Annotated in this window: 22 protein-coding genes; 2 read left to right on the plus strand and 20 right to left on the minus strand. The window is 43.3% G+C overall.

From position 1 onward, the window contains the following. Positions 1-10 precede the first annotated feature (10 nt). The 13 genes from MHH31_RS15695 to MHH31_RS15755 form a co-directional block, all read right to left on the minus strand. A complete protein-coding gene (locus MHH31_RS15695) occupies positions 11-292 on the minus strand; it encodes a hypothetical protein (protein ID WP_008347692.1) in 282 nt (93 codons plus the stop codon). Further along, entirely contained in the window at positions 293-658 is a 366-nt protein-coding gene (locus tag MHH31_RS15700) for a hypothetical protein (RefSeq protein ID WP_217967822.1), read from the minus strand. Beyond that, positions 655-2052 carry a hypothetical protein gene (locus tag MHH31_RS15705; RefSeq protein ID WP_342494981.1) on the minus strand — a complete coding sequence of 466 codons (1398 nt, stop codon included), beginning with the start codon at positions 2050-2052 and terminating at the stop codon, positions 655-657. The genes MHH31_RS15700 and MHH31_RS15705 overlap by 4 nt, the downstream gene beginning before the upstream one ends. Further along, the gene (locus tag MHH31_RS15710) at positions 2024-2791 is read right to left on the minus strand and encodes an ABC transporter ATP-binding protein (RefSeq protein WP_342494982.1); all 768 of its coding nucleotides are present in this window, start codon (positions 2789-2791) and stop codon (positions 2024-2026) included. The genes MHH31_RS15705 and MHH31_RS15710 overlap by 29 nt, the downstream gene beginning before the upstream one ends. Positions 2792-2850: 59 nt before the next feature. Then, the gene (locus tag MHH31_RS15715; RefSeq protein WP_039169204.1) at positions 2851-3120 is read right to left on the minus strand and encodes a hypothetical protein; all 270 of its coding nucleotides are present in this window, start codon (positions 3118-3120) and stop codon (positions 2851-2853) included. A 280-nt stretch (positions 3121-3400) separates the two neighbouring features. Beyond that, positions 3401-4693, minus strand: coding sequence for a phosphopyruvate hydratase (eno, locus tag MHH31_RS15720; protein ID WP_003212752.1), 1293 nt, complete (start codon positions 4691-4693; stop codon positions 3401-3403). A gap of 30 nt (positions 4694-4723) precedes the next feature. Beyond that, on the minus strand, positions 4724-6259 hold the full coding sequence (gene gpmI / locus MHH31_RS15725; protein WP_017359214.1) for a 2,3-bisphosphoglycerate-independent phosphoglycerate mutase: 1536 nt from the start codon (positions 6257-6259) through the stop codon (positions 4724-4726). Then, entirely contained in the window at positions 6252-7013 is a 762-nt protein-coding gene (gene tpiA / locus MHH31_RS15730; protein ID WP_017359213.1) for a triose-phosphate isomerase, read from the minus strand. Before tpiA ends, gpmI begins: the two co-directional genes overlap by 8 nt. 30 nt (positions 7014-7043) lie before the next feature. Further along, complete coding sequence (locus tag MHH31_RS15735; RefSeq protein WP_017359212.1) at positions 7044-8228, minus strand: phosphoglycerate kinase; 1185 nt, start codon at positions 8226-8228, stop codon at positions 7044-7046. A 213-nt stretch (positions 8229-8441) separates the two neighbouring features. Beyond that, positions 8442-9449 (minus strand): type I glyceraldehyde-3-phosphate dehydrogenase, encoded by a 1008-nt coding sequence (gene gap / locus MHH31_RS15740; RefSeq protein ID WP_007500174.1) that lies wholly within the window; start codon positions 9447-9449, stop codon positions 8442-8444. A gap of 31 nt (positions 9450-9480) precedes the next feature. Beyond that, positions 9481-10518, minus strand: coding sequence for a sugar-binding transcriptional regulator (locus MHH31_RS15745; RefSeq protein WP_008347711.1), 1038 nt, complete (start codon positions 10516-10518; stop codon positions 9481-9483). Between the two features lie 288 nt (positions 10519-10806). Beyond that, positions 10807-12228, minus strand: a complete 1422-nt coding sequence (locus tag MHH31_RS15750; protein ID WP_326110519.1) for an amino acid permease — start codon at positions 12226-12228, stop codon at positions 10807-10809. 101 nt (positions 12229-12329) lie between these two features. Beyond that, positions 12330-13523, minus strand: coding sequence for an ornithine--oxo-acid transaminase (locus tag MHH31_RS15755; protein WP_024719842.1), 1194 nt, complete (start codon positions 13521-13523; stop codon positions 12330-12332). A 209-nt stretch (positions 13524-13732) separates the two neighbouring features. On the opposite strand from MHH31_RS15755, the gene MHH31_RS15760 reads away from it, so the two are divergent. Further along, positions 13733-15175, plus strand: a complete 1443-nt coding sequence (locus MHH31_RS15760; RefSeq protein WP_144666077.1) for a sigma 54-interacting transcriptional regulator — start codon at positions 13733-13735, stop codon at positions 15173-15175. A 31-nt stretch (positions 15176-15206) separates the two neighbouring features. Here MHH31_RS15760 and MHH31_RS15765 read toward each other — a convergent pair whose 3' ends face one another. Both MHH31_RS15765 and rpoN read right to left on the minus strand, forming a co-directional pair. After that, on the minus strand, positions 15207-15944 hold the full coding sequence (locus MHH31_RS15765) for a FadR/GntR family transcriptional regulator (protein ID WP_041507789.1): 738 nt from the start codon (positions 15942-15944) through the stop codon (positions 15207-15209). Positions 15945-16117: 173 nt separating this feature from the next. Beyond that, positions 16118-17416 (minus strand): RNA polymerase factor sigma-54, encoded by a 1299-nt coding sequence (gene rpoN, locus MHH31_RS15770; protein ID WP_024719845.1) that lies wholly within the window; start codon positions 17414-17416, stop codon positions 16118-16120. Between the two features lie 70 nt (positions 17417-17486). Here rpoN and yvfG point away from each other — a divergent pair, with 70 nt between their 5' ends. Beyond that, the gene (yvfG, locus tag MHH31_RS15775) at positions 17487-17702 is read left to right on the plus strand and encodes a protein YvfG (RefSeq protein WP_342494983.1); all 216 of its coding nucleotides are present in this window, start codon (positions 17487-17489) and stop codon (positions 17700-17702) included. 24 nt (positions 17703-17726) lie between these two features. Here yvfG and MHH31_RS15780 read toward each other — a convergent pair whose 3' ends face one another. The 5 genes from MHH31_RS15780 to nikB all read right to left on the minus strand — a co-directional run bounded on the left by MHH31_RS15780 (position 17727) and on the right by nikB (position 22538). Further along, positions 17727-19052, minus strand: a complete 1326-nt coding sequence (locus MHH31_RS15780) for an MATE family efflux transporter (RefSeq protein WP_342494984.1) — start codon at positions 19050-19052, stop codon at positions 17727-17729. 62 nt (positions 19053-19114) lie between these two features. Then, a complete protein-coding gene (gene nikE, locus MHH31_RS15785) occupies positions 19115-19930 on the minus strand; it encodes a nickel import ATP-binding protein NikE (protein ID WP_342494985.1) in 816 nt (271 codons plus the stop codon). 13 nt (positions 19931-19943) lie between these two features. After that, entirely contained in the window at positions 19944-20759 is an 816-nt protein-coding gene (gene nikD, locus MHH31_RS15790) for a nickel import ATP-binding protein NikD (RefSeq protein WP_181566810.1), read from the minus strand. 4 nt (positions 20760-20763) lie between these two features. Next, the gene (gene nikC, locus MHH31_RS15795; RefSeq protein ID WP_342494986.1) at positions 20764-21597 is read right to left on the minus strand and encodes a nickel ABC transporter permease subunit NikC; all 834 of its coding nucleotides are present in this window, start codon (positions 21595-21597) and stop codon (positions 20764-20766) included. Then, positions 21594-22538 carry a nickel ABC transporter permease subunit NikB gene (nikB, locus tag MHH31_RS15800; protein ID WP_045034029.1) on the minus strand — a complete coding sequence of 315 codons (945 nt, stop codon included), beginning with the start codon at positions 22536-22538 and terminating at the stop codon, positions 21594-21596. Before nikB ends, nikC begins: the two co-directional genes overlap by 4 nt. Position 22539: the final 1 nt, after the last annotated feature.

Raw genomic sequence — 22539 nt, forward strand, 5'->3', positions numbered from 1 at the left:
CCTGCTTTTTTTATGTTCTGCTCTTTTTCACTGCATGAATCACATATTGAATCAAGAAGTAGAGAGCGGCACCCGCTAAAAAACAGACCACGCACCCAAAGAGCGTTGCCTCTGAGCTGAATTGATACTGTTCAATTTTCATGATATAAAATGGCATACCAAAGAGAGTTGGACTTGATTCAACATGATGAACCTCTAGCAGCATTAAAAATACTGGCGTCATAAACACAGCAAACACATAAAGCATCGCAAGCGTTAAGCCGCTAGAAAACGAATGAAATACTTTAACCATTTAGTTCTCTCCTTTCATCTCTTTTAAACTGGTGATGATATTTTTCCCGTCTGGGCAAGCTGGATGCAGCATCACTGTATTTAATAAAGAAAAAAGCAGCAATGGATGCGTCAATGGATGCCCCCACATGAAGAAAAGCACACCCGAGCAGATCACTGGAAACACAGGACCTGCAAGTGCCACCATCACATTAAAACCCGGCCGTGAAAATTTCTCATGGACAATCGACACGTGCTTCCAATCGATCATCACCACAAAATCAAAGATGGGTTTTTTTTCGATTTTGTTGCACACCATCACCATCAGGATATGACCGAGTTCATGAATGAGTACAACTGCTATTAAGCAAAATAAAAGCGTCATCATCGCACAATCGGCCTCTTTAGCATGGCAGCATATATGAAGATGAAGAATGCGGCTGAACAAGCCATATAGGCAGTTGAGAGCAGCTGGATATTTGCTGAAAGCCACTGGACTAAAAGCATATCCAACATACTGAACACAGCAATCATCATCACGATCACAAACAGTTTATTAAATTCACTAATCTTCACGACAAACCCGACACATGCCGCCATGACAGTGATCAATAAAATGGACAAATTCGCCAAACCGTGCCCTTCACTTTCGACCCCTATCATGAAATAAGCAAGCCCGATATAGACAAAATAAATCAATACATTCATTGTGTAATAAAATAAAATTCTTGATAATAAATAGGCACCCTTTGATGTATTTAACATAAAAATGGCTCGCTGATGGAGATGATATTCCCTGCCAATCATCAGAGGGAGCATAATAAGGATCTCCTTTAAGGCAAACTGCACAATAAAAGCATACAGCCAGCCAGTCTCTGCCGGAGTAAAGATCAATGGGAGACCTATCGTGAAACAGACAAGAAACAGGAACAAAATACCTTGTTCTTTAAACACAGCTGATCGGCTAAAATAAACAAGCTCCTGCCGCAGATGTGTGAAAAATGAAGAATCCGATCTGATTTTTTGGTAAGAAAACGACTTCACCTCTACCTTTAGCTGCAAAAACATCCGATTGACATAACAAGCCGCCAAGCCCTTCAGCCAAATCCACCCTGCACATAGAAAGATCATCAGAAATACAAGATAGATAGACGGCCATACGTGAATCATCTCAACCGCTTTTTGAAAAAGGAGAAACACGAAAGCACCAAGCGTCACAAATCCGAGCGTTTGCAGCAGTAAATGCTCTTTTGTTTTTGATATAAAATGGCTCACACCAATGCGTATCAGCATCCAAGAAGCAAGCGTATAGAGCGCCAATCCACAGCAAGTGATCCCTACCACAATGATCCAATACAAAGATAGTGTAACGCCGCTAATGATCAGCCCTAATAGGATGGGTAAAAAAAGCAGACCAAGCATGATGAAACAAAACAGCACCGGAAAGAAATACACACAAAGGACAAATGAGACACTTTGCATCGCACTATTCAAAAAGAAGAACTGATACTCTTGACGCTTCATTTTATGACGGGAAAAGACAATACCTGCTCCCAAAAGCAGCAGGGTCATTTTCACAAATTGAAGGTATAAAGCAACTGGTTCGTTCTCCCCTACTTGCATAAAAAAACGCAGGCTCATGACAACGTATATGGAGTAAATCAGCAACATAAAAACGGCTGCGGCGAGAAGCTGCAAAGGATATTTTTTGCCGAGCTGCTTGATTTTCGTTGTGAGCATGCCCCATTCTATTTTATGAAGAACATGTCGTGTCCAAGTCATTGAGCAACCTCTCCACCTGCATATAGTAATCTTGATTCACTTCTTTATAAATATCCTCAAGTGCTTGATGAGGGAATGTTTTGTTTGTTTCTTGACGTGACATATCCAGCTTGATATCACCGTTTCTTAAGATCATGAGGTGATCATACAATGTCTCACCAAAGCCCAAATGATGGGTAGAAATGAGAATGCCTGCGCCTTGATCTCTCAGCTTCATGAGCACCTTTTTTAAGATGATCATCATATCTGGATCAAGTCCATTTGTAGGCTCGTCGAATACATAATAATCACAAGGCCTGAGGAGCTGTGAAATGATTTGTGTTTTCTTTTGATTGCCATGAGACAACTGGGCAATTGGCTGATCCATATAAGGTTTCAGCTCAAAAAGATCGACGAAGGCCTCTTCTCGAGGTCCATTTCGTTTGTCTGGAAGCTGGAGTAAATGGAAATATTCTCTCGGCGTTAAATAATCAAACAAAGCATGATCATCAGGAATATAGGAAACATGTTCTTTCAAAAAGGAGATATGTGCTGAGGATTGAAAATTCAGCTGTTTACCATGCAAAGAGACAAAACCCGTAAATGGTGTCAGGCCAAACATAGACTGAATCATCGTGGTCTTTCCTGCACCATTATGCCCCAAAAGCAGAAGCATACGTCCTTTCTCCACATTTAACTGAATATCGCGGAGAGAAAAGGTGCGGCTATACGTTTTTTCTGTTAAGTGTAATGTCAGCATCATGTCCCTCCATTTATTTCAGATAGAACAGATGACCCCGCATCTGTTCTCACCATTTGTTAGAAGCCGCATTTGATTTTAATATACAGGCCTAAAAACTTGAACTCTCCTAAAAATTTCGAGCCTTTTCCAAATGTTTTGCATGCCCAAATCAAAGCGGCAACTGTCACAATGCCTAAGATAGCGGCAAGGACATAAATCCAAAATGCATTTTTCTGTACGTTCTTAGAAGTTAGAATTCGTTGCTTCCTTTCATCATATGCCGCCAGTAGGTGAAGGACATACATGTACACGCCTACTGGAAAACGAAGGCTAAAAGGATTCAGCATCTCATCACCCCCTAATATATGTAAAATGATACCACCCCCATGCAAATAGCATAAGTTCAATTCAGATCATATTTTTAGTAGAGTTTTCATGATTTATTGCTTATAAATCGTCAAGCTCATCGTTTCGCCTCTGACTGAAGGATGATTTTTTACAAAAATAGGATATGACAAAGGAAGCAGAGCCTATTCGCTTGAGCCAGCTTTGCATCTTTATTTCAACATAAAAAAAGCGCTGCGATACGCTCTTTTCAAAAGAGCGCACGCAGCGCGTTGCTTTACATTACTTATTCAAGTTGTAGAATGTAGCAATGCCGTGGTATTGAGCTGTTTCAGCCAATTGATCTTCGATGCGAAGTAATTGGTTGTATTTCGCCACACGGTCCGTACGAGACGGAGCACCTGTTTTGATTTGTCCAGCGTTTGTTGCAACTGCAATGTCTGCAATTGTGCTGTCTTCTGTTTCACCAGAACGGTGGGAGATAACAGCTGTATAGCCTGCACGTTTCGCCATTTCGATTGCATCAAATGTTTCAGTTAATGTACCGATTTGGTTTACTTTGATGAGGATTGAGTTACCAACGCCGTTTTTGATTCCTTCAGAAAGCTTCTTCGTATTTGTTACGAACAAGTCGTCTCCTACTAGCTGAACCTTGCTACCAAGACGCTCAGTTAATAGTTTGTGACCTTCCCAGTCGTTTTCATCAAGGCCGTCTTCGATCGAGATGATTGGGTATTTCGATACCATATCTTCATACCAGTCAACCATTTCAGCAGATGTTTTCACAACACCTTCGCCTGATAAATGATATTTACCGTCTTCTTTGTTGTAGAACTCAGAAGATGCAGCATCCATCGCAAGTTTCACTTCTTCACCTGGTTTGAAACCAGCTTTTTCAATCGCTTCTACGATTGTTTGAAGTGCTTCTTCGTTAGATCCAAGGTTTGGAGCAAATCCACCTTCGTCACCTACAGCTGTGTTTAAGCCTTTCGCGCTTAATACAGATTTCAGACTATGGAAGATTTGAGCGCCCATGCGAAGTGCTTCACGGAAGTTCGGTGCACCTACAGGCATAATCATGAATTCTTGAATGTCTACGTTGTTATCCGCATGCTCTCCGCCGTTGACGATGTTCATCATCGGTACTGGAAGCGTTTTGGAGTTGAATCCACCAAGGTATTGGTAAAGTGGAATTTGTAAGAAATCAGCAGCCGCACGTGCTACAGCGATAGATACGCCAAGGATTGCGTTTGCGCCTAATTTCCCTTTGTTTTCAGTTCCGTCAAGCTCGATTAACATTTTGTCAATTGCTACTTGTTCAGTGACATCAAAGCCTAAAAGCTCTGGTGCAATGATTTCGTTTACGTTGTTTACAGCTGTCAGAACACCTTTTCCAAGGTAACGGTCTTTGTCTCCGTCACGTAGTTCTACTGCTTCATATTCACCAGTAGAAGCACCACTTGGAACAAGCGCACGGCCAAAGCCGCCAGATTCTGTGTAAACTTCTACTTCAACTGTTGGGTTACCGCGAGAGTCTAATACTTCGCGTGCATATACGTCAACAATGTATGGCATGTTTAATTTCTCTCCTTTTGAATCAATTTGTTATTTTTGAATCAATGATGTTCCTGTCATCTCTTTTGGTTTTTCAAGACCAAGTAAGTCTAAAAGCGTTGGAGATAGATCGGCTAAAATGCCGCCTTCTCTAAGCGTCGCCCCTTTTTTCGTTACGATGACTGGAACAGGGTTTGTCGTATGTGCAGTATGCGGCTTTCCTTCTTCGGTAATGAGCACGTCTGCGTTACCGTGGTCTGCCGTGATGATGGCATGTCCGCCTTTTGCTAGGATTGCGTCGACTACAGCTCCTAAGCACTCATCTACTGCTTCAATGGCTTTAATTGTTGGCTCAAGCATACCTGAATGACCCACCATATCTGGGTTAGCAAAGTTCAGAATGATCGCATCATGCTTGTCCGCATTGATGTCTGCAACAAGTGCATCCTTTACCTCATAAGCGCTCATTTCTGGCTTGAGGTCATAGGTTGCGACATCTGGTGAATTGATTAAGATGCGGTCTTCTCCAGGAAATTCTTCTTCACGCCCACCGCTCATAAAGAACGTCACGTGAGGATATTTCTCTGTTTCAGCAATCCGCAGCTGCTTCAATCCATTTTGAGAAAGTACTTCTCCTACTGTGTTATCCAAATTCACTGGTTTGAAAGCCACATAGCCATCTACCGTTTCACTGAAGTGTGTGAAGCAGACGAAGTGTAAATCCTTCGGATGTGCTTCCCCGCGGTCAAACGAGCGGAAATCTTCATTTGTGAATGTGTTTGAAATTTGAATCGCACGGTCTGGACGGAAGTTATAGAAAATCACAGAGTCGCCGTCGTTTACTTTTGCTACCGGCTCACCATTTTCTCTCGTAATGACAGATGGAATAACGAACTCATCGTAGATTCCATTTTCATAGGAGTCATCAACGACATCATAGATGTTTTGATAACTTGGGCCTTCACCATACGCCATCGCGCGATATGCTTTCTCCACACGATCCCAGCGCTTGTCACGGTCCATTGAGTAATAGCGTCCAGAAAGTGTTGCGACTTCTCCGACACCGATTTCTTTGATTTGTTCTTCAAGCTGTTTTAAGTACACTTTCGCTGTCTTCTGACCAACATCACGTCCGTCTAAGAAGCCGTGAATGTATACTTTTGTTAAGCCTTCTTTTTTCGCTAGTTTCAGCAAGGCAAAAAGATGCTGGATGTGGCTATGCACACCGCCGTCTGACAAGAGACCGAATAGATGAAGGGCCTTGTCATTTTCTTTTGCATAAGTCATTGCATCTAGGAACGTTTCGTTTTTCTCAAATTCCCCATCACGAATGGCAACATTCACTCTTGTTAAGCTTTGGTACACGATGCGTCCTGCACCGATGTTCAAATGCCCAACTTCAGAGTTCCCCATTTGACCTTCTGGGAGACCTACTGCCTCACCTGAAGCCGTTAAGGTTTGATGCGGGAATTCGTTCCAGTAGCGGTCGAAGTTCGGTTTCTTTGCTTGGGCAACAGCGTTACCGACTGTTTCGCCTCTTAAACCGAATCCATCTAAGATGATTAATGCAGCTGGTTTCTTACTCATATTGACCTTCCTCCAATAATTGAACGAAAGACTGAGGTTCTAAGCTTGCGCCGCCTACCAAAGCACCGTCAATATCGGATTCTGCCATATATTCTTTAATATTCGCAGGTTTCACGCTTCCGCCATACTGAATGCGAAGGCTGTCTGCCGCTTCTTGACCAAATTCGCTTGCAACCGTTTGGCGAATGTGCGCACAAACATCGTTTGCATCTTTTGCTGTAGAAGATTTACCTGTACCGATCGCCCAGATTGGCTCATAGGCAATCACAGATTCAGCGACTTGCTGCTTCGTTAAACCAGCTAGTGCTTTCTTCACTTGATCAGCGACAAGTTCGTTTGTTTTGCCTGCTTCACGCTCTTCAAGCGTTTCACCTACACAGATGATTGGAACGATGCCATGCTTGAATGCAGCATGTGCTTTTTTGTTCACTGTTTCATCTGTTTCAGCGAAAAATTCGCGGCGCTCTGAATGACCGATCACTGAGTAGCCGATGCCAAGATCTTTAAGCGCAGCAGGGCTGATTTCACCAGTGAATGCACCGTTTTCTTCAAAGTGCATGTTTTGCGCACCAATTTTAAGGTCTGTTCCGTTAGAAAGGCTGTTCAGCTTTTCAAGGAAAAGGGCTGGTGCACAGACAATAGATTCCACTTTGTCAGGAGATGGAATAGATGACTTGACTTCTTCAACGAAGCTTACAGCTTCACCAAGTGTTTTGTTCATCTTCCAGTTCCCAGCTATAATTGGTTTTCTCATGATTGACACTTCCTTATAGCAGTTTTGGTCTTATTTATCGTTTAATGCAGTCACACCTGGAAGTTCTTTGCCTTCCATAAATTCAAGTGAAGCGCCGCCGCCTGTAGAAATATGGCTCATCTGATCGGCAAGACCAAATTTCTCAACAGCTGCTGCTGAATCTCCACCGCCAATGACAGAATATGTATCTTTTGCTTCTGCCAGTGCTTCTGCGATTGCTTTTGTTCCTTTAGCGAATGCATCGATTTCAAATACACCCATTGGTCCGTTCCAGACAACAAGTTTGCTGTTTTTAATGACATCAGCATACTTCTCTCTTGTCTCTGTTCCAATATCAAGTGCTTCTAGATCACTTGGAATTTCAGAGATTGGCACAATGCTTGTATTCGCATCATTTGAAAAGTCGTCGGCTACCAGAACATCTGTTGGAATCAGGAAGTTCACGCCTTTTTCTTTTGCACGGTCCATAAAGGATTTCGCTAAATCTACTTTGTCTTCTTCTAATAGAGATTTCCCTACTTCGTGGCCAAGTGCTTTGACAAATGTATAAGCAAGTCCGCCGCCGATGATCAGGTTGTCCACTTTATCAAGAAGACTTTCAATCACACCGATCTTATCCTTTACTTTTGCGCCACCGATAATCGCTGTAAATGGGCGATCAGGGTTTGAAATGGCTTTTCCTAGAACCTCAAGCTCTTTTTGCATGAGGAAGCCTGAAACAGCCGGAAGATACGCTGCAATACCAGCTGTGGATGCATGTGCACGGTGTGCAGCACCGAACGCATCATTGACATACACATCGGCTAAATCAGCAAACGCTTTTGATAATTCAGGATCGTTCTTTTCTTCACCAGGATAGAAACGAACGTTTTCAAGCACTAGCACATCTCCTTCTTTTAAGTCAGAGATTTGCTTTTTCACGTTGTCGCCGTAAGCTTCATCTGCTTTTTTCACTTCTTGTCCAAGAAGCTCTTGCAGACGTTTTGCTACAGGTGTCAGACGCAGTTCTTCAGTAACTTGACCTTTCGGACGACCCAAATGACTAGCTAGTAGTACCTTTGCGCCTTGTCCTGTTAAATACTCAATCGTTGGTAATGCTGCGCGAATACGAGTATCATCCGTCACTTTTCCGTCCTTCATTGGAACGTTAAAATCTACGCGGCAGAACACAACTTTACCTTTTACGTCAATGTCTTTTACTGATTTCTTATTCATGCTCGTCAGGAGATCCTCCTTTATTCTGGTTTCCTTACGCATTGGACAAGTCTCTCTTTATCCTTTTCCCATTTTGCCCTCATCAAAACGAGAAATCGTGCAGAACGGATAAATACAGAGAAAAAGGGAAAGGGATGCTTCCCCTTCCCTTGTCCGTCTTCATTATATCGTGTCTCTAGGAAAGAACCAAGTGAGTTCCTTCAGTGTGAGAAATTAAAGACCTTGTTTTGCAATGTAAGCTGCAAGGTCAACAACGCGGTGAGAATATCCACTCTCGTTATCGTACCAAGAAATGACTTTCACCATGCTGCCTTCCATTACCATTGTAGAAAGAGCATCGATTGTTGAAGAGTTTGCATTACCATTGTAGTCACCAGATACTAATGGCTCTTCGCTGTAGCCAAGGATTCCTTTAAGTTCTCCTTCAGCCGCTTCTTTAAGTGCTGCATTTACGTCTTCAGCTGTCACATCTTGATTTAATTCAGCAACAAGATCAACTAAAGAAACGTTAGGTGTTGGAACACGCATAGCGCCACCGTTTAATTTACCTTTAAGTTCAGGCAATACAAGTGAAACAGCTTTCGCAGCACCTGTAGAAGTTGGGATGATGTTTTCCGCAGCTGCACGAGCACGACGGTAGTCTTTGTGCGGAAGATCAAGAATTTGTTGGTCATTTGTGTATGAGTGAACAGTTGTCATCATACCGCGTTTGATACCAAATTTATCGTTAAGTACTTTTGCAAATGGAGCTAAGCAGTTTGTTGTACAAGATGCATTAGAGATGACATCGTGGCTAGCTGCATCGTATTTGTCTTCGTTTACACCCATAACGATTGTGATATCTTCTTCGTTAGCAGGAGCAGAGATGATGACTTTTTTAGCGCCAGCTTCTAAGTGTTTAGCAGCGTCTGCACGTTTTGTGAAGAATCCAGTAGATTCAACAACGATTTCTACGCCTTGTTTACCCCAGCTTAATTTCGCAGGGTCACGCTCAGCTGATACTTCGATTGTTTTACCGTTCACTACTAAGTTCGTACCGTCTACAGAAACCTCTGCATCTAGTTTTCCGTGAACAGAGTCATATTGTAAAAGGTGTGCAAGCATGTTAGCGTCTGTTAGATCGTTAACCGCTACTACCTCAACTTCAGGATTGTTTAATGCTGCACGAAATACGTTACGTCCAATACGTCCAAATCCGTTAATACCGACTTTTACTGCCATGATGTTTCCTCCTTTTATAGGTCACAATGTTTTATATTGAGGGATCTATTGACTCCCTTAATAACTCTTTTGCGGCTCCTTCGTCTGTGACGAGAACCGTTCGGCGGGGTTTTTTGAAGTAGGCTTCAATCGCCCCAGCCTTTGATGATCCACCTGCAACAGCAATGATGTGTGGAATGCTTTCTAAATCATCTAGCTGCATGCCGACGGAGTGCACTTTGTGGACGACCTCGCCATCACGATTAAAGTAATAGCCAAAAGCCTCTGTCACTGCGTCATGCTCATCAATCTTTTTTAAATCTTCAGCGGGTGTGTTTCGTCTCATCGCCATTGTTTTTGCTTCACCGATTCCATGAATAAGCATCGTGGATGATTTAATTGTTTGAAGCACTTCTTTGACGGACGGCTCTTCAATAATGGAAGAGTAAGCACCTTCTGACAGCTGTCCTGGAACAAACAGCAGTTTGTAAGTACCGGAAGCTTTTTCAGCCATGTGGGCACAAATGGTGTTTGCCTGATTTTTTACATTCTCCCCAAGACCGCCTCTCGCAGGGACAAACATCATGTCGCGATTTTTGGCATCAGGGGTCATCATTTCGGCAACAGCTTCCATCGTCGTTCCGCCAGTGACGGCGACGATATTATTTCCAGTAAACCTTTTTTTCATACATTGGACAGCAGCTCTTCCCATTTCTTGCTTCACCCACGGGGATTCATCGCTGTCACCAGAAACAATGATGACTTCTTCCAGGCCTAATTTCCTCTTTAATGTATTTTCCAAAAAGGTTAAACCTAAAACGTCCTTCATCATTCCTTCAAGCATTTCAAGCAAAGCATGACCTTCAGTCGTCAGCATCATACCGCTCGTTTTGACATCCAGCAGATTTTGTTCCTTTAAGAACTGAACTTCAGCTCTTAAGATACGTTCACTGAGACCAAGACTTGTCGCAAGACTTCTGCGACCAATTGGTTCAGCTAATCTGATGTACTGCAAAATGTCGTAGCGCTTTTGCATAACTGTGAGAAGATCTGGTAATAATTTTTTTTGAGCTTCCAATAAACGATTCATGGCTAACGACCCTTTCTTTTCACGTTGGACTAAAAACGTCCCACTGTGACAAAAAACGTCCCGCCACAGCCAAAAAAAATCAATCCCTGCTTTCTTTAATTATTTTAACAGGATAATCTTGCATTTTCAACTCTTACAAACACATTTAGACAAAAAATAGACACATTTTGACCGATAACCTGCTTGTCATCTAGCTTTCCGCTATTTTATTTTTTTCAAACTATTTATTTTCTTCTATATTGAATGCATTTGTCTTTGAAAAGGTGCAGGCGGTCAAAAGCCGCCTGCTTATGTTTTCGGTATCGTTTCTTTCTCTTCATTAAATCGTTTCGCATCTTCCTTCGGTTTAATCTTGAGGTAGTAAATGATATAGCAGGCGGCCATAAATGGAACTCCGCAATAAAGACCAATCCGCTGATCCTCAATAAAGAATAAACTGATAAGAACAATGCCAAATGCGATAAAGCCTGCTAATGGCACAAATGGATAAAAAGGCGTTCGGAAGACAAGATCCTTTACATCTCCGCCCTCTTTTATGAATTGTCTCCTAAAGAAGTATTGGGATAAACAAATCGACATCCAAACCACGACAAGCACCATACCCGAAATGGATATGAGCCAGACATATACCGTTTTTGGTGCTACAACACTCGTGAGCAGTGATAGAGCGGATACACCCATTGTCACCAATAAGGCATTGATCGGGATTTTACGTTTGGATAATTTTTTCGTGAAAACAGGTCCTTTCCCGTCTTTTGAAAGCGCCCAAAGCATACGTGATGATGCATATAATCCAGAGTTCGCTACAGATAAGACGGCTGTAATGATAATAAAATTCATGATATCTGCAGCGTATGGTATGCCGACCTTGTCCAACACCACAACAAACGGACTGTCCACCGCGCCGGCGGTCTGCCATGGCAGAAGCGCTGCAAGAACCGCAATCGATAAAACAAAAAAGACCATCGTCCGCCAAATAATATTCCGAATAGAGCGTGGGAGTGTTTTTTCTGGACTTTCACTCTCCCCTGCTGCAATCCCTACAAGCTCTGTTCCTTGAAAGGAGAAATTGACTGTAACCATGGTTAATAAAATCGCAAAAACACCATTAGGAAAAAGTCCGCCATGATCCGTCAAATGGCGAAATAGGGGGGCAGGTTCCCCGCCTTTCAAATGAATCATTCCGAAAATTGCGCCAATTCCAATGATAATAAACAATAAGATCGCAGCAACCTTGATGGCTGAAAACCAAAACTCGGTTTCAGCAAAGCTGCGAGCTGAGATGGCATTGATGGCAAATAAGATGACGCTAAAGGCAAGACACCAAAGCCAAACTGGGATATCAGGAAACCACCTTTGGAGTAGAATCCCTGCTGATGTAAATTCAAGTCCGATCGTACATGCCCAGCTAAACCAATAGAGCCAGCCGATCATAAAGCCTGTGGACGGACCAATATATTTGGTTGCATACTCCTGAAAGGAACCAGCTGTCGGCATCGCCACTGCTAATTCACCGAGACAGAGCATGACCAAATACATGAGTAACCCGCCAATGATAAACGAAAGAATGGCTCCCCCTGGGCCTGCTTGATGAATAATGAGTCCTGACCCAAGGAAAAGGCCTGTTCCGATAACCCCGCCTAAGGCAATCATAAAAAGATGTCTGCTTTTCATGGAACGCTCTAGTTCATTATGCTGTTCTGGCTTCAAATCCGCTTCCCCACTTTCACTCTTCTATTCATCAACCTTTGACAAAATTCGCCGTTCATTGAAAGAGAAAGGGAGAATTTGAAGGCTTCTCCCTTGATCATTTATGCTTGAAATAACGCTTGGATATGAGCAATTGCCCAATCCAAGTCTTCTTTTGAAATGGTAAGCGGCGGTGCAAATCGAATCACTGTCTCATGGGTTTCTTTGCATAACAGCCCTGCTTGCTTGAGCTTCTCACAATAAGGTCTAGCTGCCTCAGTCAGTTCCATCCCAATAAATAGTCCACGCCCGCGTACTTCCTTAATCACAGGACTTTGAATGCGTGATAGTTTGTCTTTGAAATATTGCCCAAGCTCCAATGAGCGCTCGGCAAGCTTCTCGTCGATTAAAACATCTAGTGCAGCAAGTGATACTGCGCACGCAAGAGGATTCCCGCCGAAGGTAGACCCGTGAGACCCTGGATTAAATACACCTAAAATATCACGGTTTGCGACAACACATGAGATCGGGAATACCCCACCGCCAAGTGCTTTACCAAGAATCAGCATATCCGGCTCAATGTCTTCCCAGTCGCATGCAAACATCTTGCCGGTCCGCGCTAATCCCACTTGAATTTCATCTGCGATCAATAACACATGTTCCTTCTCACAGATCGCTTTTGCCTCTTTTATAAAGCCCTCAGGCGGCATGACAATGCCCGCTTCTCCTTGAATCGGTTCAAAGAGAAAAGCTGCTGTTTGCGGAGTGATCGCTTCGCGTAACGCCTCAATATCTCCATAAGGGATGAGCTTTATGCCTGGAAGCATCGGACCGAAACCTCTTTGATATTCTGCTTCCGAAGAAAGTGACACAGCCGTCATTGTACGACCATGAAAATTCCCGGTACATGCAATGATTTCTGCGCGATTCTCTTCGATCCCCTTGACATCATAGCCCCATCGTCTCGCTGCCTTTACAGCCGTTTCCACAGCCTCAGCACCCGTATTCATCGGCAATGCCATCTCTTTATTCGTTAATTTGCAGATCTTCTCATACCATGGGCCAAGCTGATCATTATGGAAGGCCCTTGATGTGAGTGTCACGCGGTCAGCTTGTGTTTTAAGCGCTTCAATAATGCGGGGATGGCGATGTCCTTGGTTCACTGCAGAATATGCACTGAGCATATCCATGTAGCGGTTGCCCTCAGGATCAGTCACCCACACTCCCTCAGCCTCTGAAATCACAATTGGCAACGGATGATAGTTCGCCGCACCGTATTGTTCTGTTTGATGAATCAATGCTTTTGTCTGTGTCATCGTGTATTCCTCCTTCTATATGCTTGCCTCTTTTGATTGGGTTCATCTTCACTCTTATATTATGCAAGGATCATGCCAACTTAGTGATCGCTCTGTATCTAGGATTGTGCTCATCTTTAACGCAAAATAATTTTGCATATGCAAATTTTTTTAGAGGAAACCGCAAAATTTTTCATGTAAAATAGAGGTAATGTCTGGAGGTGGCGCAAGTGAAAAAAGATCAGCATACCGCAAAGCTCGAAAATGAGATTGATCTATATAAACAAATGCTCGATTTAATTGATGTTGGGGTTCACGCCATTGATGAAAATGGTAATACCATTGTTTATAACAAAAAAATGATGGAGATCGAATCTTTAAAACGTTCTGATGTCCTTTATAAAAATGTCTTAGACCTCTTTGTGTTTCAGGATGAGATGCACAGTACACTTGTCCAAGCGCTGCGAACCGGGAAACAGACGGTTCATGCAAAGCAGACGTATCACAACTACAATGGAAAAGAAATCACAACGATTAACCATACATACCCGCTCGTTCGAGACGGTTTGATTCAAGGAGCGGTTGAAATTTCGAATGATGTCACGAAACTGGAACGGCTCATTCATCACAATATGAAGAAAAAAGGAAACACACGCTTTACATTTGATTCAATCATTGGGGAGAGTCCTGCCTTTTTAGAAGTGATTGAACATGCGAAACGAGCCACACGTACCTCTTCTTATGTGCTGATTGTTGGTGAGACAGGGACGGGGAAAGAGCTATTTGCACAAAGCATTCATAATGGCAGCAGCCGTTCATCTGGACCATTTATTACGCAGAATTGCGCAGCACTGCCTGATAACCTCATTGAAAGTCTGCTTTTTGGAACACAAAAAGGGGCTTTTACAGGGGCAACAGATCAGCCCGGTCTATTCGAACAAGCGCAAGGAGGTACACTGCTTTTAGATGAGATCAACTCATTACACCCAGCTCTTCAAGCAAAACTATTGCGCGTCTTGCAAGAGAAACGTGTAAGAAGGTTAGGCAGTACAAAGGAAATCGCCATTGATGTGAGAGTGATTGCTAATATGAATGAGGACCCTGTGGATGCGATCGCAGGTGGACGGATGCGAAAGGATTTATTTTACCGGCTTGGCATTGTCACCTTGTTTATCCCGCCACTCTCTGAGCGAAAAGAAGACATCCCCACATTTGTCATGCATTTTATTCAAAAATATAATGAACTGTTTCAAATGAATGTGAAGGCGGCTGATGAAGAGGTACTTGCCCTGTTCCAAGCGTATCATTGGCCGGGCAATGTAAGAGAACTGGAGCATGTGATTGAGGCTGGGATGAATATGATGATGGACGAAACATACTTAAGCATGCATCACCTTCCTTACCATTTCCGTTTCAAGCAAGGAGAAGGACGTCCTAGTGAACACATGCAGAAGAGTCCGCTTAATCTAGCAGCTGCAGCTGATACGTTTGTCTACACGAGCTCAGATCATACAACTGACTTCCAAACCCAAATGGAACGATTTGAAAAACAATACATCGTCCATTACTTAAATAAAATGGACGACAATATTTCACAGACTGCAAAGATATTGGGCATGAGCAGGCAAAGTCTGCAATATCGAATGAAAAAGCTGCATATTTCTCTTCAATAATAGAGCTGTGCCCTTATGTGGCACAGCTCTATTATTGAATATCTGGCTTTCCTTCCTGTTCTTGCAGCACATCACCAAGAAGTTGTTCTACTGTTTCCAAATGTGTAAGCATCGCCCTCTCCGCTTCTTCTGGCTGCTTGTCCATGACAGCTTGATAAATACGTTCATGGTCTTTGTAAAGCTGACGTATGGACGCTTTTCTTGAAAATAACACGATTTTTCTCGTTTCCCGCATCGTTTCAATTAATAAGGATGAGACCTGATTCATTAACGCCGCCAGTAAATGATTCTTTGAGGCTTTAGCGATGGCAAGATGAAATGTAAGGTCTGCCTCTTCACCAATTTCTTTATGCGCTTCTGCACGCTTCATTTGTTCTAGTGCCTCATGCAGTCGATGGAGGTCCTCGTCTGTCCGCAGCAATGCTGCCTTTTTGACAGCACCTGATTCAATGATTGATCTCACTTCAAGAAGCTGCACGATATCCTGCTGCTTCATCAAAAAAGCAGGAGATAAACAAAATGTGAGCTGCTCAGGATCGAACTGCTTCACATATGTGCCTTCTCCTTGCTTCATCTCTATTAATCCGATCGCTTTCAAAGCGGACAGCGCCTCTCTCACAGCGGAACGGCTGACTTGAAAGTTTTCAGAAAGTGCTTGAACCGAGTCTAATTTTTCGCCCGGAAGAAGCTCCCCCGTTCGAATGGATTCGACTAATGCGTCCGCAATTTCTTCATATATTTTTTTCGTTTTGATTTGTTTATATTTCAATTGGTCTCACCTCATCACTGTTGTCTACCCTATCGGCTCATGCCCTATCTTATACTTTACCCCAAAATTCAGATCACACGTCTTCCCTTTTTTCAATTCTCAAGAAATCTTCTCTCACTCTTCCACTCATCAAAAAAGAAGCACGTGCCATTGTTTCTGGCATGTGCTTCTTTTTAATCATATCGCTTCCGCAGCGTGGAAGACGGAAGGTTCATTTGTTCACGATATTTGGCAATGGTTCTGCGAGAGACGCGAATACCAAAGGTTTGCTGAAGCTGCGTCATGATTTGCTGATCCGAATACGGTTTTTTCTTATTTTCTGATTGAATCAGCTCTGCAATGTGGGTCTTCACTGTGTAGCTGGATGCTTCTTCGAGCGAATGCCCTTCTAGTTTCGCTTGGAAAAACTGTTTCATTTCCATTAACCCATAAGGGGTCTGCACCATTTTCCCTTTGACTGTTCGACTCACTGTCGACTCATGCACTTGTAATATATCTGCAACCCGCTTCATCGTAAGCGGTTTCATTTTATGCTTCCCTGTCAGGAAAAAATCAGTCTGTTGTAAGATAATCTCACGAACGACATTTGTCATCGTTTGTTTTCTCTGCTTCAGCGCTTGAACAAGCCAATTGTACTGCTGATGCTTTTCCTTTAAATATGCATATGCTTCATGCCGCTTTTGATCTTGAATCATGGCGAAATACCCTTCATTCATTTCAATGTCCGGAAAAGCACGCTGGTTCAGCTCGAATGTGATGTGACCTCCCGCAGCTGTAATCAACACATCTGGTTCTATATACACATCCTGGTCTTCATAAGAGAAATGAAGGCCTGGTCTTGGTTCGAGAAGCGACACCTCATCTTGTATGGCTTGCAGGGTTTTCAACGGCATACCTGTTTTAGCTGCGATTTCCTTCCAAGCCTTCCTTGCGAAAAGAAAGAAATGCCCTTCGATGATCAGCTCTGCTTCATACCAGCGATCTTTTTTTCGTCTAAGCTGGAGCAGGATGCATTCTTGCAATGATCTAGCGCCAATACCGGCAGGCTCTAATGATTGAAGCTGATGAAGAACGGCCTCTACTTCTTCTGCCGAAGCCTGTAACACAGCGGCCATTTGGTCAACCGGTTCATTTAAATAGCCATTGGAATCAATGGACTCAATCATGAATTGAAATATCCTTTGATTCTTTTCACTTAAATTCAAATCAATGGCCTGTCTCTTTAAATACATTTGCAGGCTTTCTTTTTGATGCGTACGATACGGCTCTGTCATTCGATCTTGCGTTCTTTTATGATAAACTGGTTGATAGCTGTCCGTGTCTTTCCGCTCAATCAGAGGGTTCTCAAGCGCTAACTGATCAAGATACTCACCCAGCTCTGCACAATTCAATTGCAGCAGCGTAATCGCCTGCCTGAGTTCTTGCGTGAGTACCTGCTTTAATACTAGTTCTTGTTGCAGTTTAAGGCTCATTGTCTCCCCTCCCTCTCATCATTTTACATGAAGATTGACGGACCGTATATACGAAATAGGAGTGATTTCCATGTCTGAACTTTTTTCCGTTACATACTTTATTGATAACTTAAAACAGCACATTGCCATGAATCAACATGAAGACAAGATTCATGCCATGAACGCTTATTATCGTTCGGTGGTTTCTACACTTGTGCAGGACCAATTGACGAAAAATGCTGTTGTCTTGAAGCGAATTCAGCATCTCGATGAAGCTTACCAAAAGGTGAAAAAAGAAAGCGAATAAATGGACGAAAAACAACACCCTTTCTCATGATTGCAAAGGGTGTTTTTCATGCAGGAAAAGCTTTTGATCCAGCTTCGATTTGTACATCATCAAAAAGCCGGACCGCCCTACAGTATAAATGATAAAGGCAAACCATAGTCCGTGATTGTGCCATATCGGAATGACTGCCGCCTGAACAGCCACAAACAAAATCATCGCAAACAGCATTGAATTCCTAACAGGAGCAATTTCTGTCGCACCTGTGAATACACCGTAAATCACCAATCCAAAGCAAGCAGCAAACGGATAAAGAACGAGCCAATCGGCATATTGCAGTGTCACATCAAGAAGCTGAGGCAAATTTGTAAACAGGCTCAAAATCGGTACTTTAAAGAAAAAGTAACCTGCCCCAATGACACATGCCATCACAACTGCCCATTGTCTCGAAAGGGTTAATGTTTTATCATAAAGCGCTCGGTCGTTCGCACCTACTGATCTACCGACAAGGATGCTGGACGCATTGGCAAATCCATCAAACAAATAGGCCATGATGTAGTGAATTTGAAATAAAATGGCATTCGCCGCCAATTGCTCCGTTCCGAAAGAAGCTCCCTTTGCTGTAAACATGTTGATCACAACAAGCAGACAGATCGTTCGGATAAACAAGTCTTTATTCACATGAAACATTTTCTTTACTGCACGTGTGTCCATCACCTGCTGGATAGACGGCATCCGAAAACCGTTTGACGTATGCTTCAAGATGATCCAGGCCCCTAACACAAAAGCAGTGAGTTCAGAGATCAATGTCGCCGCTGCCACACCTTTAACGGCAAAAGAAAACGCATGAACTAAGATCAATGCCAAGATCATATTCATGACATTGATCAAAATTTGTAAAGAAAGGGCTTCTTTCATTTTTGCCATCCCCATCAGCCAGCCGAGTATGACGTAATTCATCAAGGTAAATGGCGCTCCCCAGATCCGAATGTGAAAATAGTCCGCTGCATATTCGCGCACATCAGCAGCAGGAGAGATGATCCATAATGCGGATTGAATAATGGGCCATTGAAGAGCAATAAAACAAAGCCCGACGATAATAGCCAGCAAAAAAGGCCTTAGAAAAGCAAGAACACCCTGCTCCTCGTTCTGCGCTCCGTTTGCTTGGGCGGCAAAAGCAGATGTACTTACCCGTAAAAAGCCAAACAGCCAGTACAATGTACTAAAAATGAGACTGCCGACTGCGACGCCTCCTATATAAGCGGGGTTGGCAAGCTGTCCGACAACTGCTGTATCGACAGCTCCAAGTAATGGCGTGGTCATCGTTGAAATGGTTAAAGGGATCGCCAAAGCTAAATATGCTCGATGGTTCACGCTGCCACCTGCCTTTCATGAAAATAGCCACTTTTAAAAGAGACATTGAGGGAATGAAAAAGTTAACGAACCGGCCTGCCAATCGTTCGAGACAAAGGATGGCTGGCGAGCGTTGCCTCCTTCATTTTCAGCACAGCTTCGTGCTCTGATATAAAGAAATCATCCTTCGAGTGAAACTGAGCCACAAGCTCACCCTGATCAAGAATCGCTAATTGATCACTTAAATGATAGGCCGCTGTCAAATCATGTGTGATAAATAAGTATGCAAGCTTCAGCTCTTTCTTTAATTCGACTAACAAATCTAAAATGACTGCCTGCGTAACCATATCTAAGCTACTGACTGATTCATCCAGCACAATGAGCTTTGGCTGAAGCACCAGTGCTCTGGCGATGTTGATCCGCTGTAGCTGGCCGCCGCTAAATTGGTATGGGTACTTGGACAAATCCTGCTCACTGAGCCCTACTCTTTCTAACCAGTGAATCAGTTTATGCTGACGTTTTTTACGGGTCATTGATTCATAGTTTTCAAGCGGCTCAGATAGAATTTGTTCCACTGTCCACCTTGGATTCACCGCTGAATATGAATCTTGAAATACCGCTTGTACATGCCGGCGGAAATGCTGATGTGTCCGCTGATCTGCACGAATGATATCCTGACCTTCAAACAGAACTTGTCCAGCACACGGCTTCTCTAGTCCAAGGATGATGCGGCCGAGTGTACTTTTCCCTGCACCACTTTGACCTAATAACCCAAGACAAGTGCCTTCTTCAATGGTCAAATGGACGTTTTTCAGGACAGGGGCTCTCCCTTTTGTCCTCATCAGAAACGATCGGCTGCCATATGAATGACTAACTGCTTTCACTTCTATTAAATGCAACGGTCTTCTCACCTCAAATCGTGCAAACAGCTGGCATGGATGGACGAGCTGCTAAAAGTTTCTTTGTATAATCATGCTTCGGGTGTTCAAAAAGCTCAAGAACTTCAGCCTTTTCAACGATTTTTCCTTGTTTCATCACCACGACCTCGTCTGCCATTTCTGCAATCACACTAAGATCGTGGGTAATGAGCAAAATCGCCGTTCCGTATTCATGACGAATTTGATTCAAGTGCTCAAGCACCAGCTTCTGATTGTGTACATCTAATGCGGTTGTCGGTTCATCTGCGATGATCAGAGGCGGATGCATACAGGCAGCCATAGCAATCATGACACGCTGGAGCATCCCCCCACTTAATTCAAAAGGGTACTTACTCAGTAATTGATCTGGATGCGGCAGGTTCATTTTCTCTAAAGCTTTAATTGCCTGGACCCGTGCCTGCCTTTTACTGACAGCTGTATGCCGGCGGATTGTTTCAATCAATTGATGTCCAATCGTCCATACAGGCGTAAAGCTATTCATTGGATTTTGCATAATATATGAGAGATCTTTGCCACGAATAGACCGCATATGCTGTTCACTCAAACCGATCAATTCTCGACCTTGTAGAGTGATACTGCCTGTCACTTCCGTTGTTTTTCGATCAAGCATGTTTAAGATCGACATACTTGTCACCGTTTTTCCGCATCCGCTCTCACCAATTAATCCAACAATTTGACCGCGCTTTACCTCAAATGCAATTTCCTGAACGAGAGAAATGGTTCCTTGCGGCGTTTTCGTATGCACATGCAGGTTCTCTATGTTTAAAATAGACTCTTCCAACTGACTCATTCCTTTACACACGACGTTTGATGCCATATTTCTCTGAAAGGGCTTCTCCCAGTAAGTTTAATAGAATGACCACAGCCATAATCACAAGGCCCGGATAAAGCATCAGCTGAGGATTTGTTTGAATATAAGATTTTCCTTCATGGATCATCGCTCCCCATTCAGGCGCAGGTGGCTGAACCCCTAAGCCTAGAAAAGACATGGCGGAAATGTCCATAATCGCCCAGCCCATTTCAAGTGTGCCCACAACTGCGAGTGGCGGCAGTACATTCGGAATCATATGCTTTCTCATGATATTCCAATGGGAAGTACCACTAATCTTCGCAGCTGCAATAAAGTTTTGTTCTTTTAAACTAAGCACCATCCCTCGAAAAACGCGAGCATAATACACCCACTGCACAAGCATCAAAGCCAGCACCACTTGAGAAAGCCCCGGTCCAAAAATACCGACTAATCCAAGGATCAGTACCAAATTCGGAAATGCCATGACCCCGTCGCACAATCTCATCAAGACGTGATCGATCCAGCCGCCTTTATATCCAGATATCAGCCCTACGATTAAACCGATAGATAGAGAGGAAACAAAGATTAACAACGCACAGCCTAGTGAAATACGAGCACCATATAGAATACGAGATAAATTGCATCTTCCCAATTGGTCGGTGCCTAGAGGATACTCCCATGAAGATCCCTTTAGTTTCATTGCAAGATTAACAGCCGAAGGGTCATGCGGAGCGATCCATGGTGCACATACCGTCACAATGAGCAGGAGACCGAGCAGCACCACACAGATCGAGATCATCTTTTGATGATAGAAGAGATGTTTTACTTTTGTCATCATGGCTGGCGGCCTTCCTTTCTAGAAATACGGGGGTCAATGAGCAGCTGAAGGAGATCAACCATCAAACTACTTAAGATAAAGATACACGCCGCCATCAACACATAAAATTGAATGACCGGCAGATCCCGGTTAAAGATCGCTTCTATAAAAAATCGTCCAAATCCAGGCCATGAAAAAACAGCCTCTACAATAATAGTCCCTGTGAGCAGCTTGCCAAGATTCACGCCAAGTCCTGTCAGCATTGGTGATATTGCCATTCTGAAGACATGTTTGAACATAATCGATTGTTCCTTTAACCCTCTCATTCTCGCATATTGAACAAAAGGCTCGTGAAGCGTCTCACTCACACTCGCTCGCAATAATCTCGTATACATCGCAATTAACGGCACAGCCAGGGTAATGGATGGCAGTACAAGATGTTCCCATGTACCAACACCTTCAACAGGTAAAAGATCGAGTTTCACTGAAAAAAAGAAGATGAGCAAATACCCCAAAACAAAGGTCGGGATAGATGCTCCTAGGAAGGAAATCATCCGGCTCACATGATCTACAACGCCATTTTTTCTCAACCCACTGAAAAAGCCCAGTGGAATACTGACACAAATTGCGATCAGCAGACTAGTGAACGCCAATTGAATCGTCGCAGGTATTCGATAGATCACCTCATCAAGCACAGGCTGATTGGTCATATACGACCGCCCAAAATCAAGACGGACGACTTTTCCAATCGTATGAAGGTACTGCATGTAAAAAGGTTCATCTAAACCAAATTCACTTCGTTTTTGGGCTAATACCTCATCAGTAGGCTGAATATGAGCCGCTGCTAAATATGCCTCCGCTGGATCAACTGGTGACAGATGAATCATGCCAGTTGTGAACAGTGTGGCTAGTAGAAATACAGGAATGATGGATAACATTCGTTTGATGATATAGCGGCTCATT

Origin of the sequence: Bacillus sp. FSL K6-1033 (genome assembly GCF_038630765.1) — a bacterium.
Classification (GTDB): domain Bacteria; phylum Bacillota; class Bacilli; order Bacillales; family Bacillaceae; genus Bacillus; species Bacillus altitudinis.

Coding starts and splice junctions, on each gene's coding strand:
- MHH31_RS15700 (WP_217967822.1), bottom strand. CDS start 658: ATGATGACGCTTTTATTTTGCTTAATAGCAGTTGTACTCATTCATGAA.
- MHH31_RS15705 (WP_342494981.1), bottom strand. CDS start 2,052: ATGACTTGGACACGACATGTTCTTCATAAAATAGAATGGGGCATGCTC.
- MHH31_RS15745 (WP_008347711.1), bottom strand. CDS start 10,518: ATGAATCGTTTATTGGAAGCTCAAAAAAAATTATTACCAGATCTTCTC.
- MHH31_RS15755 (WP_024719842.1), bottom strand. CDS start 13,523: ATGACACAGACAAAAGCATTGATTCATCAAACAGAACAATACGGTGCG.
- MHH31_RS15710 (WP_342494982.1), bottom strand. CDS start 2,791: ATGCTGACATTACACTTAACAGAAAAAACGTATAGCCGCACCTTTTCT.
- MHH31_RS15695 (WP_008347692.1), bottom strand. CDS start 292: ATGGTTAAAGTATTTCATTCGTTTTCTAGCGGCTTAACGCTTGCGATG.
- MHH31_RS15735 (WP_017359212.1), bottom strand. CDS start 8,228: ATGAATAAGAAATCAGTAAAAGACATTGACGTAAAAGGTAAAGTTGTG.
- nikD (WP_181566810.1), bottom strand. CDS start 20,759: ATGAGTCAGTTGGAAGAGTCTATTTTAAACATAGAGAACCTGCATGTG.
- yvfG (WP_342494983.1), top strand. CDS start 17,487: ATGTCTGAACTTTTTTCCGTTACATACTTTATTGATAACTTAAAACAG.
- gap (WP_007500174.1), bottom strand. CDS start 9,449: ATGGCAGTAAAAGTCGGTATTAACGGATTTGGACGTATTGGACGTAAC.
- rpoN (WP_024719845.1), bottom strand. CDS start 17,416: ATGAGCCTTAAACTGCAACAAGAACTAGTATTAAAGCAGGTACTCACG.
- MHH31_RS15715 (WP_039169204.1), bottom strand. CDS start 3,120: ATGCTGAATCCTTTTAGCCTTCGTTTTCCAGTAGGCGTGTACATGTAT.
- gpmI (WP_017359214.1), bottom strand. CDS start 6,259: ATGAGTAAGAAACCAGCTGCATTAATCATCTTAGATGGATTCGGTTTA.
- nikB (WP_045034029.1), bottom strand. CDS start 22,538: ATGAGCCGCTATATCATCAAACGAATGTTATCCATCATTCCTGTATTT.
- nikC (WP_342494986.1), bottom strand. CDS start 21,597: ATGATGACAAAAGTAAAACATCTCTTCTATCATCAAAAGATGATCTCG.
- eno (WP_003212752.1), bottom strand. CDS start 4,693: ATGCCATACATTGTTGACGTATATGCACGCGAAGTATTAGACTCTCGC.
- tpiA (WP_017359213.1), bottom strand. CDS start 7,013: ATGAGAAAACCAATTATAGCTGGGAACTGGAAGATGAACAAAACACTT.